Annotated in this window: 13 protein-coding genes; 7 read left to right on the forward strand and 6 right to left on the reverse strand. The window is 73.3% G+C overall.

Annotated features, from left to right (window positions below):
* The 4 genes from ADK60_RS28020 to ADK60_RS28035 form a co-directional block, all read right to left on the reverse strand.
* The coding region (locus tag ADK60_RS28020) for a TetR/AcrR family transcriptional regulator (protein ID WP_053649652.1) at nt 1–541 on the reverse strand (541 nt) is incomplete at its 3' end.
* Nucleotides 542–841: 300 nt separating this feature from the next.
* Nucleotides 842–2,197: a cation:proton antiporter gene (locus ADK60_RS28025; RefSeq protein WP_053649654.1), complete on the reverse strand. Its 1,356-nt coding sequence runs from the start codon at nt 2,195–2,197 to the stop codon at nt 842–844.
* A 7-nt stretch (nt 2,198–2,204) separates the two neighbouring features.
* On the reverse strand, nt 2,205–2,690 hold the full coding sequence (locus tag ADK60_RS28030) for a cation:proton antiporter regulatory subunit (RefSeq protein ID WP_045939162.1): 486 nt from the start codon (nt 2,688–2,690) through the stop codon (nt 2,205–2,207).
* A 260-nt stretch (nt 2,691–2,950) separates the two neighbouring features.
* Complete coding sequence (locus ADK60_RS28035; protein ID WP_045939161.1) at nt 2,951–3,130, reverse strand: antitoxin; 180 nt, start codon at nt 3,128–3,130, stop codon at nt 2,951–2,953.
* A 109-nt stretch (nt 3,131–3,239) separates the two neighbouring features.
* On the opposite strand from ADK60_RS28035, the gene ADK60_RS28040 reads away from it, so the two are divergent.
* On the forward strand, nt 3,240–4,865 hold the full coding sequence (locus ADK60_RS28040) for a M28 family metallopeptidase (RefSeq protein WP_079008737.1): 1,626 nt from the start codon (nt 3,240–3,242) through the stop codon (nt 4,863–4,865).
* Nucleotides 4,866–5,094: 229 nt separating this feature from the next.
* Nucleotides 5,095–6,507: a dihydrolipoyl dehydrogenase gene (gene lpdA, locus ADK60_RS28045; RefSeq protein WP_045939160.1), complete on the forward strand. Its 1,413-nt coding sequence runs from the start codon at nt 5,095–5,097 to the stop codon at nt 6,505–6,507.
* 117 nt (nt 6,508–6,624) lie between these two features.
* On the opposite strand, the gene ADK60_RS28050 is transcribed toward lpdA, so the two are convergent.
* Nucleotides 6,625–7,065 (reverse strand): Lrp/AsnC family transcriptional regulator, encoded by a 441-nt coding sequence (locus ADK60_RS28050; RefSeq protein WP_045939170.1) that lies wholly within the window; start codon nt 7,063–7,065, stop codon nt 6,625–6,627.
* 91 nt (nt 7,066–7,156) lie between these two features.
* Here ADK60_RS28050 and ADK60_RS28055 point away from each other — a divergent pair, with 91 nt between their 5' ends.
* The 5 genes from ADK60_RS28055 (at nt 7,157) to ADK60_RS28075 (ending at nt 13,097) form a co-directional block, all read left to right on the forward strand.
* Nucleotides 7,157–8,077, forward strand: coding sequence for an SMP-30/gluconolactonase/LRE family protein (locus tag ADK60_RS28055; RefSeq protein WP_053649656.1), 921 nt, complete (start codon nt 7,157–7,159; stop codon nt 8,075–8,077).
* Nucleotides 8,078–8,298: 221 nt separating this feature from the next.
* Complete coding sequence (locus ADK60_RS28060) at nt 8,299–8,505, forward strand: hypothetical protein (RefSeq protein ID WP_053649657.1); 207 nt, start codon at nt 8,299–8,301, stop codon at nt 8,503–8,505.
* A 223-nt stretch (nt 8,506–8,728) separates the two neighbouring features.
* On the forward strand, nt 8,729–10,048 hold the full coding sequence (gene lysA, locus ADK60_RS28065; RefSeq protein ID WP_053649704.1) for a diaminopimelate decarboxylase: 1,320 nt from the start codon (nt 8,729–8,731) through the stop codon (nt 10,046–10,048).
* A gap of 177 nt (nt 10,049–10,225) precedes the next feature.
* Entirely contained in the window at nt 10,226–11,290 is a 1,065-nt protein-coding gene (locus ADK60_RS28070; protein ID WP_045939158.1) for an AAA family ATPase, read from the forward strand.
* Between the two features lie 22 nt (nt 11,291–11,312).
* A complete protein-coding gene (locus ADK60_RS28075) occupies nt 11,313–13,097 on the forward strand; it encodes a vWA domain-containing protein (RefSeq protein ID WP_053649659.1) in 1,785 nt (594 codons plus the stop codon).
* A 106-nt stretch (nt 13,098–13,203) separates the two neighbouring features.
* On the opposite strand, the gene ADK60_RS28080 is transcribed toward ADK60_RS28075, so the two are convergent.
* Complete coding sequence (locus tag ADK60_RS28080; protein ID WP_053649661.1) at nt 13,204–14,868, reverse strand: peptide-N4-asparagine amidase; 1,665 nt, start codon at nt 14,866–14,868, stop codon at nt 13,204–13,206.
* Nucleotides 14,869–15,023: the final 155 nt, after the last annotated feature.

Here is a 15,023-nt window from a genome sequence, read left to right on the forward strand (position 1 = left end):
CCCCAGCCCCGTCCCCGTCCCCAGCCCCGTCCCCGTCCCCGACCCCAGCCCCGTCCCCGTCCCCGTCCCCGTGACCGGGGCCGGCGGGCGGCCGGATCGCGGCGACCAGGCGGGGGACGGCCTCGAAGAGGGGGAGCGAGGTGCGACGCAGTTCCGCGCCGCTGCCCTCCAGCACGTCGTGACGGAACATCAGCTCGAACATGCCCGGCTGCTCGGCCGCGAAGGCGAGGTAGCCGCGGGCGAGGCCGTCGAGCCGCTGCCGGGCCGCGGCCGCCGAGGCAGAGGCGGAGGCGGAGGTGCCGGCGGAGCCCGGCGCGTCGAGCCCCAGTGCGGTGGCCAGCTCGCCGAAGCCGTGTCCGGCGATGGCGGCGAGCAGTTCGGCGTGGGTGGCGAAGTACCTGCGCGGGGCGCCGTGCGAGACCCCGGCCTGGCGGGCGATCTCGCGCAGGGTGAGGGCGTGGACGCCTTCGAGCGCGAGCAGTTCGACCCCGGCCGCGACCAGGCGGGCACGCAGGCCGACAGCCTTGTCCTGTTCGGTCATGGGGATGTTTCTATCAAGATCGAGTAGACACTGTCTACTCGCCCACTGTCTACTCGCGCTCCCGTCCGGCCCGGGGGCACAATCGCCGCATGGACGAGGGTGGCGAGCCGGCCTGCTGGCTGGACCGGGTGTCCGAGGACTGCGGACGGGTGCGCGAGCGGCCGGGCCCCGGGCCCTGTGAGAACTGCGGCAGCGGGGCAGAGGGGACAAACGGGAGGCACGACCAGGACAAGGAGAACCCCCGGGCGGATCACCGGAGGTGAGCCGCCCGGGGGCAGGGGAGTCAGTCGCGTCCCCGGGTCAGCGCGACAGCCCGTCCAGGGCCTGACCGGGGCCGGGACCGGGGTCCAGCGCGTCCTCGGCGTCCGGCGAGTCCTCCACCGGCTCCACCCCGGGACCCTGCACGGGCAACACCGCCTCAGCAGCCACCCCGCCCGCGACCGGACCGCCCGCAGCCCCGCCCGCCCGCGCCTCCGGCACCCACGCGCCCCGCCGCCGCGCGACCACCGCGCCCAGCCGCTCCACGGCGGGCTGGGTGTACCGCGCGGCCAGCGGCCCGGTGACCACCAGGATCAGCACGTACGCCGTGGCCAGCGGCCCGAGCCCGGGCTCGATGCCGGCCGTCACGGCCAGCCCGGCGATGACGATCGAGAACTCGCCCCGGGACACCAGCGCCCCGCCGGCCCGCCACCGTCCGCGGGTGGCGATCCCCGCCCGCCGGGCCGCCCAGTAGCCGGTGACGACCTTGGTGACGGCGGTGACGGCGGCCAGCAGCAGTGCCGGCAGCAGCACCGGCGGGATGCTGGTCGGATCGGTGCTGAGACCGAAGAACACGAAGAACACCGCCGCGAAGAGGTCGCGCAGCGGGCTCAGCAGGGTGTGCGCGCCCTCGGCGGCCTCGCCGGAGAGCGCGATGCCGACCAGGAACGCGCCGACCGCCGCCGACACCTGGAGCTGCTGCGCGATGCCGGCGACCAGCAGCGTCAGCCCCAGCACCACCAGCAGCAGCTTCTCCGGGTCGTCGTGCGAGACGAAACGGGAGATCAGCCGGCCGTAGCGGAGCGCGACGAACAGCACCGCTCCCGCCGTGGCGAGCGCGATGGCGAGGGTGATCGAGCCGGCGACCAGCCCGGCCCCGGCCAGGAGGGCGGTGAGGATCGGCAGGTAGACCGCCATCGCGAGGTCCTCCAGCACCAGGATGCTGAGGATCACCGGGGTCTCCCGGTTGCCCAGCCGGCCGAGGTCGCCGAGCACCTTGGCGATGACGCCCGAGGAGGAGATCCAGGTGACGCCGGCCAGCACCACGGCCGCCACCGGGCCCCAGCCGAGCAGCAGCGCGGCGACCGCGCCGGGTATCGCGTTGAGCAGGAAGTCGACCGCGCCGGCCGGGTACTGGGCCTTCAGATTGGTGACCAGGTCGGCGGCGGTGTACTCCAGACCCAGCATCAGCAGCAGCAGGACGACGCCGATCTCGGCGCCGGTCGCCACGAACTCCTCGCTGGCGCTCAGCGGCAGCAGCCCGCCGGTGCCGAAGGCGAGGCCGCCGAGCAGGTAGAGCGGGATCGGGGAGAAGCCGTACCGGCCGGCGATCCGGCCGAGCAGACCGAGGACGAGGATGACCGAGCCGAGCTCGATGAAGACGGTGGCGGTGTGCACCCCCCGATCACCCCCGCTCCAGGATCGCCGCCGCCGCGTCCACACCCTCGCGGGTGCCGATCACGATGAGCGTGTCTCCGCCGGCCAGCCGGAAGTCCGGCGCGGGCGAGGGGACGGCGCCGGTGCGCCGCAGTACGGCGACGATCGAGGCGCCGGTCTCGGTGCGCATCCGGGTCTCGCCGAGCAGTCGCCCGTTCCAGTACGAGGTGCCGTCGACCGGGAGCCGCTCGGCGACCAGGCCGAGGTCGGTGGTGTGCAGCAGGGCCGGGCTGTGGTGGGTCGGCGTCAGGGCGTCGACCAGGGCGGCGGACTCCTCGGCCGTCAGCCGGAACGCCTGCGAGCAGGCGTCCGGGTCGTCCGAGCGGTAGACGTTGAGGCTGCGTGAGCCGTCGCGGTGCGCGATCACCGACAGGTGCCGCTGTTCTCGGGTGGTGAGGTCGTACTGGACACCGACACCGGGCAGCGGAGTGGTCCGGACACGGGCGATCGACACGGCGGCTGTCCTCTCGTCAGGGGGGTTCCCTCGGTGTGCGCGGACACGGACACGGGCGCGCCGGGGCAGGGGAACACCGGCGCCTGACCGCGTACGGGACGCGAACGCGCAACCGGATCAATAGTAATGAGTATGTAAAGTCCGAAAATGTGGCCAGGCCCGTGCGGGCGCCGGAGGGCGCGGGGCACGGGCCTGGCACGGACCGGGCGACTGCGTGACGGTCCGCGGTTCTGGAGCTCGGGGGGTCCGACGCGGTGGGCCTACTGCGGCGGCCGGTCGTCCCGCAGCTGGTCCTTGATCTTGTCCTGCGCCGTGTCGACGTGGCCGCTGTACTTGCTCTGCGTCCGTTCGTCGATCATGTCGCCGGCCTTGTCCACGCCCCTCTCGGCCTGGTCCTCATGGCCCTTGAGCAGGCCCTTGAGCTTATCCAACATGGACATCTGGTCACACTCCCGGAAGAGACGGCCCCACCTCCTCCAGCATCGCCGCAGACCGGGGTGTCCGCATCCGGTCAGCTTTCGCGCCGGGGTTGGCAAGACGTCCCGGAGCATGTCAAATCGGGAGACCCACAGACCGTCGGAAGGACTCACGTTGAACGCTCGGACCGGTCGCCCGGCCACCGCACCCCGCTCCAAGGCCGCCCCCACCCGCAGGACGGCGGGCGCCGCGCTGGCGGTCGCGGCGCTGGTGACCCCGCTGCTGCTGGTCGGCACCGGCAGCGCCGCCGCCGATGCGGACCCGGCCCGCAACGGCGCGAAGCTGGCCGCCCGGCTGATCGCGGGCAGCGACGCCGACGACGCCTTCGGGACCCTGGAGGCGTTCCAGCGGTTCGCCGACCGCAACGGCGGCACCCGGGTGGCCGGCGCCCGGGGCCACGAGCAGTCCGCCCAGTACGTCTACGACCAGGCCCGCCGGGCCGGGCTGAAGGTCTCCAAGCAGGAGTTCGAGTACACCTTCTTCCAGGCCCTCTCCGAGAAGTTCGCCGTCGTCTCCCCGCAGGCCGAGACGGTGCCGCTGAAGGCCATGACGTACTCCCTCAGCGGCCCGGCGGGTGGCATCACCGCCCCGCTCGCGGTCGTCCCGGTGGACGACACCACCGGCTGCGAGGCGTCCGACTACGCGGCCGGCGCCTTCACCGGCAAGGTCGCGCTGATCAAGCGCGGCGGCTGCAGCTTCGCGGTCAAGCAGGCGGCCGCGGCGGCCGCGGGCGCGGCCGCCGCCGTCGTGTACAACAACACCGACGCCGAGCTCAGCGGCACGCTGGGGGAGCCGGACGCCGGGCGGCTCCCGGTCGGCAGCACCAGCAAGGCGGCCGGTGAGGCCCTCGCCGCCAAGGCCGCCGCCGGGCCGGTCACCGTCAGCCTGGACCTGCGCACCTTCATGGAGAAGCGCAAGACCTGGAACGTGCTGGCGGAGACTCCCGGCGGGGACCCGAACAACACCGTCGTGGTCGGCTCCCACCTCGACTCGGTGGTCGAGGGGCCCGGCATCAACGACAACGGCTCGGGTTCGGCCGGCATCCTCGAGGTTGCCAAGAACCTCGGCACCCGGCCGGTCAAGAACAAGGTGCGGTTCGCCTGGTGGTCCGCCGAGGAGTTCGGCCTCAAGGGCTCCGAGGCGTACGTGGACTCGCTCTCCGAGGCCGACAAGAAGAAGATCCGGCTCTACCTCAACTTCGACATGATCGCCTCGCCCAACTCGGCCCAGTTCGTCTACGACGGCGACGACTCCGACCACGTCGGCTCGGGCCCCGGCCCGGCCGGCTCCGCCCAGATCGAGCGCCTGATCACGGACTTCTTCGACGACTGGAGCGTCCCGCACGAGGGCACCGACTTCACCGGCCGCTCCGACTACGGGCCGTTCATCGAGGCGGGCATCCCGGCCGGCGGTACCGACACCGGCGCCGAGGTGATCAAGAGCGCCGACCAGGCGGCCAGGTACGGCGGCACCGCCGGGGTCGCGTTCGACAAGTGCTACCACAAGGCCTGCGACGACCTGGAGAACCTGGACCTCGCCGCCTTCGACCTCAACATCGACGCCATCGCCAACGCCGTCGGCCGCTACGCCTGGGACCTCTCCTCGCTGACCGCGCCCGTCGCGCCGAAGCAGACCGAGGGCCAGGTGGGCAGCGGCGGCGGTCTCCAGGAGAGCCACGCCCACGAGGTCGCGGCCTGAGCAGGTCTGAGCAGGCCTGAGCACGGCTGATCGGGGCTGACCCCGCCTCCGGCCCCGCTCCCGCGTTCCTCGGGGGCGGGGCCGCACGGCTGTCGGAATCCCGCCGGAATCCCGCCAGGATGCGCGCCGGTGCCGGGCGATCGGGGGTCCGCCGGGTGCGCGGAGCGGTGGCCTGACACCATGGACGGCGAGCGCACGACACCGTGACACCCTCGGAGGAATCAGCACCATGAGCAGTACGCACTACGACGTCGTCGTTCTCGGGGCCGGTCCCGGCGGGTACACCGCGGCCGTCCGCGCCACCCAGCTCGGCCTGAAGACCGCCGTCGTGGAGTCGAAGTACTGGGGCGGGGTCTGCCTGAACGTCGGCTGCATCCCCTCCAAGGCCCTGCTGCGCAACGCGGAACTCGCGCACATCTTCACCAAGGAGGCCAAGACCTTCGGCATCAAGGTCGAGGGGAAGGTCACCTTCGACTACAGCGAGGCGTTCAAGCGCAGCCGCACCGTCGCCGACGGCCGCGTCAAGGGCGTCCACTACCTGATGAAGAAGAACGGCATCACGGAGTACGACGGCCGCGGCACCTTCGTCGACGACCGCACCCTCCAGGTGGCCCTGAACGGCGGCGGCTTCGAGCTCGTCACCTTCGACCACTGCATCATCGCCGCCGGTGCCAGCACCCGGCTGCTGCCCGGCACCAGCCTGAGCGACCGCGTGGTGACCTACGAGGAGCAGATCCTCACCGAGGACCTGCCGGGCAGCATCGTCATCGCGGGTGCCGGCGCGATCGGCGTCGAGTTCGCCTATGTGCTGCACAACTACGGTGTGCAGGTCACCATCGTGGAGTTCCTCGACCGGATGGTGCCGCTGGAGGACGCGGAGGTCTCCGCCGAGCTGGCCAAGCAGTACCGCAAGCTCGGGATCCAGGTGCTCACCTCGACCCGGGTGGACTCGATCGACGACAAGGACCCGGCCGCCAAGGTCAAGGTCACCGTCACCGCCAAGGACGGGCAGCAGCAGGTCCTGGAGGCGGACAAGGTCCTCCAGGCGATCGGCTTCGCGCCGCGCGTCCACGGCTACGGCCTGGAGAACACCGGCGTCAAGCTCACCGAGCGGGGCGCGATCGCGGTCGACGGCCGGGGCCGGACCAACGTCCCGCACATCTTCGCGATCGGTGACGTCACCGCCAAGCTGATGCTGGCGCACGCCGCCGAGTCGATGGCCGTGATCGCCGCCGAGACCATCGCCGACGTGGAGACCATGGAGCTGGACTTCGCGATGATCCCGCGCGCGACCTACTGCCAGCCGCAGATCGCGAGCTTCGGCTACACCGAGGCGCAGGCCCGCGAGCTGGGTCACGACGTCAAGGTCGCCAAGTTCCCGTTCACCGCCAACGGCAAGGCGCACGGCCTCGGCCACCCGATCGGCTTCGTCAAGGTCATCAGCGACGGCACCCACGGCGAGCTGCTCGGCGCCCACCTGATCGGCCCCGAGGTCACCGAACTGCTGCCGGAGCTGACGCTGGCCCAGCAGTGGGACCTCACCGTGCACGAGGTCGCCCGCAACGTGCACGCGCACCCGACGCTGGGCGAGGCGGTCAAGGAGGCGATCCACGGGCTGGCCGGTCACATGATCAACATGTGATCAGCCCGTAGCGCGGCCGGGTCCGTCCGGCGGGGATCACCCCGCCGGACGGACCCGTCGTGTTTTCCTGCGGGTTCCCGCCGCGGTCGTGTTTTCGTGCGGCTTTTCCCGCCGCGGTCAGAGCGTCGGGGACGGCGGCCGCTCGAAGAAGGACTCCAGCACCACCGTGGCCTGGGTCCCGTTGACGCCCTCGATCGCGTAGAGCCGGCGCAGCACGTCCTGGAGCTGCTCGGTCGTCGGCGTCCGCACCTTGACCAGCACCGACGCGGCGCCGGCGATGATGTGGGCCTCCTCGATCTCGGGGATCGCGGCGAACGCCCCGGCCGAATCGCCCATCCACGCGGACGAGTCGACCATCACGAAGGCCAGTACCCCGAGGCCGAGCGCCTTCGGGTCGACCTCCACCGTCGTGCGGCGGAGGACGCCGCGCTCGCGCAGCTTGCGCACCCGCTCGTGGGCGGCGGCGGTGGAGAGCCCCACGGCGCGGCCGAGTGCCGCGTAGGCCTGGCCCGCGTCCTGCTGGAGCAACGCCACCAGGGCCCGGTCGGTGTCGTCCAGATTTTCGATCGCCATGGCAGAACCATACCTGGTTCTGTCATACTCATGATCATCGGAACCACATTCGGCCGTTTGCGATAGGACATGAATGATGTCTGGTCAGATTGAGTTCGGGTTGTACGAGATCCTGGACGACCGCTTCCGCCCCTGCACCTACGGGGACACCCGGCTCGAGCAGCTCCACGGGGACTGCCGCTGGGCCGAGGGCCCGCTCTACGTGCCCGCCTGGCGGCAGCTGATCTGGAGCGACATCCCCAACGACCGGATCCTGCGCTGGGACGAGTCCACCGGGACGGTCGGTGTCCTGCGGTCGGTGGCCGGGCACAGCAACGGCAACACCCTCGACCGCGAGGGCCGCCTGATCACCTGTGAGCAGGGCAACCGCCAGGTGACCCGCACCGAGCACGACGGCACGGTCACCGTCCTCGCCAGCCACTACCGGGGCAAGCGGCTCAACTCGCCCAACGACGCGGTGGTCCGCTCGGACGGCGCGATCTGGTTCTCCGACCCGGACTTCGGCATCACCAGCGACTACGAGGGCCATGTCGCCGAGAGCGAGATCGGCGCCTGCAACCTCTACCGGATCGACCCGGACAGCGGTGAGGTCCAGCTCGCCGCCGACGGCTTCCGCGGCCCCAACGGGGTCCTGCTCTCCCGCGACGAGCAGCGCCTCTACGTCTCCGACAGCCGCGCCGGGCACATCCGGGTCTTCGACATCCGCGAGGACGGCACCCTGGCCGGGGGCGGCGTCCACATCGAGGGCAAGGGTTGCCGCTTCGACAACATCCGCTTCGACCGCGACGGCCGGCTCTGGGCGGCGGCGTTCGAGAACGGCATCCACTGCTACGCCGAGGACGGCACCCTCATCGGCCGCATCCTCGTCCCCGAACCCGTCTCCAACCTCACCTTCGGCGGCCCCAAGAACAACCGCCTCTTCATCACCGCCACCACCTCGCTGTACTCGCTGGTGACCTCGATGACCGGCACCCACCGGGTCCCCCGCCACGCCTGACGCGGCCCCCGGTGCGACGGCCCCGGTGCGACGTTCCGCGTCGCACCGGGGCCGTCGCCCTCCTCGGCCCGTCGCACCCGTCAAGGTGCCGTCAAGGCGGGGCCGGTTCGCGTACGCCCTGCGTCAAGAGCCGGTGCGGACAACCGCCCGTGGGGGTGGACTGGATCTGCGAGCGGGACCGACCGAGGCCCCCGCCGCGACCGGAAGGACGACGACCCGCCATGACCGAGTTCCAGGTGATCTCCGACGACCCCCGCAACCGCCGGCTGTCCGGTGCCGCCGAGGAGGCCCTGCTGCGCCGACTGCTGCACGGCACCGTCTTCGACCCCCGGTCCGGCACGGCCGCCACGACGGCGGCGGAGCGCGAACCCGAGGAGCGCCGGGCGGGCTCCGCGCACTGCCGCCACGCGATGTACTACGAGGACTGACCACCCGTCGGCCGGCCCACCGCGCGCCGCCGACCCCGTCCTTCCCCTCCAGACCTGTTCCGACCAGGAGCATCGTGTGACGACCACCCTGCGCACGCCCCCGTCCTCCCCGGGCCCCGAATCCCCCCGATCCGCTCGGTCCCCTCAGTCTCCTCAGTCCGCTCAGTCCGCTCAGTCCGCTCAGTCCGCTCAGCCCGCTCGGTCTTCCGGGCCCGCCCGGACCCTGCCCGCCGCCGACCCCGGCCCGCTCGGCAGCCCGTGGCCCGCCTCCGCCCTCCCCGGCCCGAACGGCGACCTGCTGATCGGCGGCGTCGGGCTGGCCGAGGCCGCCGACCGTTTCGGCACCCCGCTCTACGTCCTCGACGAGCAGGAGTTCCGCTCCCGCGCCCGGGCCTTCCGCCACGCCCTGCCGACGGCCGAGGTCTTCTACGCCGCCAAGGCCTTCCTGTGCAGCGCGGTGGTGGACTGGGCCGCCGACGAGGGCCTCGGCCTCGACGTCTGCTCGGCGGGCGAGCTCCGCCTGGCCGCGGCCGCGGGCTTCCCGCCCGAGCGCATCCTGCTGCACGGCAACGCCAAGACCCCGGAGGAACTGCGCCTCGCCCGCCGCCTGCGGGTCGGCCGGATCGTGGTCGACGGCGCCGCCGAGATCCCCCGGCTGGCCGCCCTGGCCGTCGCGGACGCCCCGCAGCGGGTGCTGGTCCGGGTCCTGCCCGGGGTGGCCGCCGGTCACCACCGCGCGGTGCGGACCGGCGTCGACGGGCAGAAGTTCGGCTTCCGGATCGACGGCGGGGACGCCGCCGACGCGGTCGCCCGGATCCTCGGCCAGCCCGGCCTGCGGCTCACCGGCCTGCACTGCCACCTGGGCTCCCAGATCACCGAGGCCGGACCCTACCTCGCCGCCGTCGACCGGCTGGTCGGACTCCTCGCCGAGATCCGCGACCGGCACGGCGTCGAACTGCCCGAACTCGACCTCGGCGGCGGGTACGGCGTCCGCTACCTGGCCGGGGACGCGGAGCTGGACCCGGACCGCTTCGCCGCCGGGCTCACCGCCCGGCTCGCCGCCCGCTGCGCCGAACTCGGCCTCGCCGTCCCCAGGCTGCTGGTCGAGCCCGGCCGGGCGATCGCGGCTCCGGCCGGGGTGGCGCTCTACCGTGTCCTGTCGGTCAAGCGCGGTACGGACGGGCGGGCCTTCGCGGCCGTGGACGGCGGCATGAGCGACAACCCGCGCCCCGCCCTCTACGGCTCCGCCTACCAGGTGCGGACGGTCGGGCGCCCCACCGACGGTCCGACGGCGACCTTCGACGTGGTCGGCCGGCACTGCGAGGCCGGTGACGTCCTGGTGCACGGCGCCACGCTGCCGGCCGACCTGCGCCCGGGGGACCTCCTGGCCGTTCCGGCCGCCGGTGCCTACCAGCTCTCGATGGCCTCCGGCTACAACCTGGTCGGCCGGCCGCCGGTCGCCGCCGTGCGGGACGGGCGGCTGCGCCTGCTGATCCGGCGGGAGACCGTCGAGGACCTCCGCGCCCGCGAGGTCGGCCGCTGACCCTGTCGACGGCCGGCCCTGTTGCGGCTGACCGGGTCGACGGCCGACCGTCGACGGCCGCCCGGCACTCCGGGCCCGGGAGTGAATCCGCCTCCCGGGCCCGGAAATCCAGATGCGCCCGGGCCGATTCCCGCCGCACACTGGGCCGGTCACGCACCGTCGCCGCGAAGGAGCCCCGTGCAGGGAGCAGTCAGCGTCTCGCCCGCCCAGATCCCCGAACTGCTGCTCGGCCTGGCCACCGTCCGCCCGGTGTTCCTCTGGGGCGCCCCGGGGATCGGGAAGTCCTCCCTGGTCAGGGAGTTCGCCGAGGCGCTCGGTCTGGAGTGCGTGAGCCTGGTCGGCACCCAGCTCGCCCCGGAGGACCTGATCGGCGTCCCGCAGCTCACCCCCGAGGGCCGCTCCCGGTTCTGCCCGCCCGAGCAGATCGCCCGTGACGAGCCCTACTGCCTGTTCCTGGACGAGCTCAACGCGGCGTCGCCGGACGTCCAGAAGGCCTTCTACTCACTGATCCTGGACCGCCGGATCGGTTCCTACGAGCTGCCGCCCGGCTCGATCGTGATCGGCGCCGGAAACCGGGCCACCGACGGCGCGCTCGCCCGCCCGATGGCGTCCGCACTGGTCAACCGCATGGTCCATGTCCATCTCCGGGCCAGCGCCGAGGACTGGCTGCGCTGGGCGGGCGGCGCCGGCATCCACCCCTGGATCGTCGACCACCTCACCGACCGGCCCGACCACCTGTGGTCCGCGCCGCCCAAGACCGAGGAGCCGTTCTCCACCCCGCGCGCCTGGCACATGCTCTCGGACGCGCTGCACTCCTTCGGGCCCACCCTGGACGAGGGGACGCTCAAGGTCGTCGCCCACGGGCTGCTCACCGCGCAGCACGCGATCGCCTTCTGCGGCTACGCCAAGATCGTCCGCAACTCCTACGGCCTGGAGGCGATCCTCAAGGGCGACGCCCGCTGGCCGCACCGGGTGGAGGACCGCGACCTGCTCTACTACCTGGCCGACGCCTTCCGCGGCCGACTGGTCAAGGAACTGCCCGCCCAGAAGGAGCACGCCTCCGGGGCGCAGCGGCAGACCGCGTTCCGGGCCAAGTCGCTGCTGGTGCAGCTGGCCGAGATCTCGGTGGAGGTCGCCCGGACGGTGATCGCCGACGGTTCGGACGGCAACCCGGTGCTGCCCCCCTGGTTCCTGATCGAGGCCGCCCGGGACATGCCCCGGCTGGTCGAGGCCCGCCGGTGAAGCGCGCCGCCGGGGCCCGCCGGTGAAGCGCACCCGGACCGACCGCAGGGAGCAGGACCCGGGCACCGAGGCCTTCGCGGAGGGCGTCCGGCTGCTCCGCCGCAATCCGGCCCTCGCCGCCCTGCGCGCCGACATCTGCCGCACCGAGGACTGCGACACCGCTCCGCCGGACGGCTGGGCGGTGGCCGACTCCAACGGCACCCTGCACGTCAATCCGCGCCGCCGGGCCGAACCCGAGGAGTGGGCCTGGGTACTCGCGCACAGTCTGCTGCACCTGGGCCTCGGCCACCTCCCGGGTGCCCGCGGCACCCGGACCCCGCCCGACGCCTTCGAGGCCGCCGCCCGCTGCGCGGTGGTCAACCGCTTCCTCGCCACCTTCCCGGTCGGCCGCGCCCCGGTCGTCCTCCCGCAGGAGTACCCGAGCGGCGGTGAGGAGGAGTTGGCCGCCCGGTGGCGCCGCGACGGCCTGCCCGCGGTCGCCGGGACGGCCGGGACCGCCGAGGGTGACCAACTGCTGCTGGAGTGGCGCGGCCACGGGCAGCCCGAGGACTGGTCGGTGGAGTTCGCGGTCGCGCTCACCCGCACCATGTCCGCCGCCATGGACCGGGCCGGCGGCCGGATCGACGCCGAGACCGGCGAACGCCTGCCCGAGCGGCCCTGGAGCAGGGCGCTCAACTGGTTCGTCTCCTCGTACCCGCTGCTCGGCGTCGTCGCGGCCGGCCTCACCGTGGTGGCCGACGCCGAACTGGCCCGGGCCCACGACATCGCCGTCGCCGCCGTCGACACCGAGGCCGGGGAGATCTACGTCAACCCGCTGCGCCACTACTCCGACGAGGAGTGGCGGTTCGTCCTCGGCCACGAGATCCTGCACGCCGCCCTGCGGCACGGCGAGCGCCGCGGCGGCCGGGACCCGTTCCTGTTCAACGTCGCCGCCGACTACGTCATCAACGGCTGGCTGCTGGAGATGGGCGTCGGCGAGATGCCGGACGGGCTGCTGCACGACCCGCAGTTGAAGGGGCTGTCGGCCGAGGAGGTGTACGACCGGATCGTCCGCGACCGGCGCCGGATCCGCCGCCTCGCCACCCTGGCGGGGAAGAACCGCCCGGACGTCCTCGGCGAACGGCTGGGACCGCCCCGGGACTTCGTGGACCTCGACGACTTCTACCGGCGCGGCCTCCAGCAGGGCTTCGAGCTGCACGGGCGAGAACGCGGCCTGCTCCCGGCCGGGTTGGTCGAGGAGATCCGCGCACTCGCCCACCCGCCGCTCCCGTGGGACGCGCTACTGGCGCGCTGGTTCGACGAGTTCGTGCCCCGGCCGGAACCGGTGCGCAGCTACGCCCGCCCCGCGCGCCGCCAGTCCGCCACGCCGGACATCCCCCGGGCGGGCCGCCACCACCCGGAGGAGGAGGTGCCGCGCTGCACCTTCGGGGTCGTCCTGGACACCTCCGCCTCGATGGACCGGACGCTGCTCGGCAAGGCGCTCGGCGCGATCGCCTCCTACGCCGCCGCCCGGGACGTGCCGGCGGCGCGGGTGGTGCACTGCGACGCCGCCGCGCACGACGCCGGGTACCTCCCGGTGGAGGAGATCGCCGGGCGGCTGCGGGTGCACGGGCGCGGCGGCACCGTCCTCCAGCCGGGCATCGACCTGCTGGAACGGGCCGAGGACTTCCCTCCCGGGGCGCCCGTCCTCGTGATCACCGACGGCGAGTGCGATGTGCTGCGGCTGCGCCGCGAGCACGCCTTCCTGATCCCCCGCGGCGCCGCACTGCCGTTCACCGCGCGCGGACCGGTCTTCCGGATGAGCTGAGGGTGCCTCGTCCGGAAGACCGGTCAGCCGCACCGGGCCGGTACGCCGTGCTGGCCAGTACGGCGCCCGGGCCGGTGCGCCGCTCCGGCCCGGTGCGGACGGAGGGTCAGCCGACCGGCCAGCCGTCCACGGTGGTGACGGTGCGGTGGTAGGGGCCGTCCGGGCCGGTGCTGCGGTAGTCCTCGGTGGCGGTGCCGGTGCGGACGGTGGTGTCGCCGTCGTGGCGGTGGGCGGTCGGGCGCAGGGTGTGGTCGACGGTGCTGCGTCCGGTCACCCGGGCGCCGGTCGCCGTGGTCGCCTCGCGGTGCTGGCCGAGGTCCATGGCGGTGGTCTGGTCGGTGTTGCCGGCCGCGTCCTCGGTGTACCGGTAGGTGACGTCGAGCGGCTGGCTCTCGTGGACCGTGCTGGTGCGCCGGGGCCCGGAGCCCCAGGTGGCGGTGGCCCGGGTGAGGTCGGTGCGGTTGTGCAGGGTCAGATCGTTGCCGTTCGCGCGGAAGCGCTGGGTGGAGCCGAACACCAGGTCGTCGCGGACCTCGGTGGTGACCCGGCCGTGCGAGGTCTGCAGCCAGCCCCGGGCGAGGTCGTGCCGGGCGGCGGTGACCGTCCAGTCGCCGCTGCCGCCGCCGTGGTCGTTGAGGGTGGTGGTGGTCGCGGCCTCCGGGGCGACCCGGTAGTCGGTCAGCTGACCGGTGGTGCGGGCGGCACCGTGGTCGACCTCGGCGAAGAGGTTGACCTGGCCGGTCCAGAGGTCGTTGCTGCGGGCCTCGGCGGCGTTGACGGCGATCGCGACCCGGTGCGGGCGGCCGTCCACCAGCAGCCCGGCGTACGGGGTGAGGTCCAGCCGGTAGGCGGGCAGGTCGAAGGCGAAGATGCCAGGCGTGGGCCGCCACAGCAGCGGGTCCCAGCCGCCGGTGTAGATCACGGGGTAGGGCCAGACCGCGCCGACCACCCGTCCGTCCACGCTGAGCCGCAGTTCGCGGAACGGGCCCTGGCCGCAGGCGCCGGTCCCGGGGTTGGCGCGGGCGAACTCCTCGGGGGCGGAGGCGTAGGCGAACTCCTCGCAGGCGCCGCCGCCGCGCGCGTACACCTCGGCGGTCAGGCGCTCCAGGTTGGGCGGGAAGGTGAGGTCGGTGCCGGTGCTCGGCGTGGCCCGGTCGAGTCCGAAGGGTCCGGTGGTGAGCAGCCGGTCGGCGGTCCTGGCGGCGGGCCAGCGGGCGGAGGCGGTGTAGAAGGTCAGGCTCGCGGAGATCCGGAACACGCCGGTGTAGGTGTCGTCCGTGACGTTGGCGAGGTCGAGCGCGAAGGGCTGCGGCCCGGCGGCGAACAGCGGTGCGTAGCGCGTGACATCGCGTTCGAGTGCCCACTCGATGCCGTCCTTGGACGGTTCGGGGGTGGAGGAGAGCAGGACCTGCACGCCGCCGACCCGGACGGTGAACAGCCGGTCGAACTGCCTCCCGGCGACCTGTCCGTGCAGGTCCAGCACGACCGCGGACCAGGGGCCGGCGCAGTCGGCGGGCGGGGTGACGCTGGTGGTGTACGGCGTGTCCGGCGGGTTCCCGTAGCCGCTGCGGAACGGCTGGTCGTGCATCACTTCGACGCTGCAGGAGCGGGTGTCGGGGCGGGTGAGCGGCTTCGCCGCGGTGAACGGGTCGTGGTAGTCGGTGCCGAAGTCGGCGTGCGCCGGTCCGGCGGCGGTCAGTGCCCCGGCGAGGGCGAGGAGGACGGCGCCGGCCAGTCGGCCGGCGCGTCGGATCAGTGGATGGACGGCCAAGGGGGGCCCTCTCCCGGCCGACCGGAGGGTGGGGCGAGGACGGTCGGCGCGTAGCTCGTCGGACGGTTCCGGCATCCTCCCGAGCCTGGCATGCAAGCGTCAAGCGGTTCGCGTCCGGGGGTGAGGAGTGCCCCGGTGGCGCCCGCGCGGCAGGA

The organism is Streptomyces sp. XY431, assembly GCF_001279805.1.
In the GTDB taxonomy this organism is placed as follows: Bacteria; Actinomycetota; Actinomycetes; order Streptomycetales; family Streptomycetaceae; genus Kitasatospora; species Kitasatospora purpeofusca.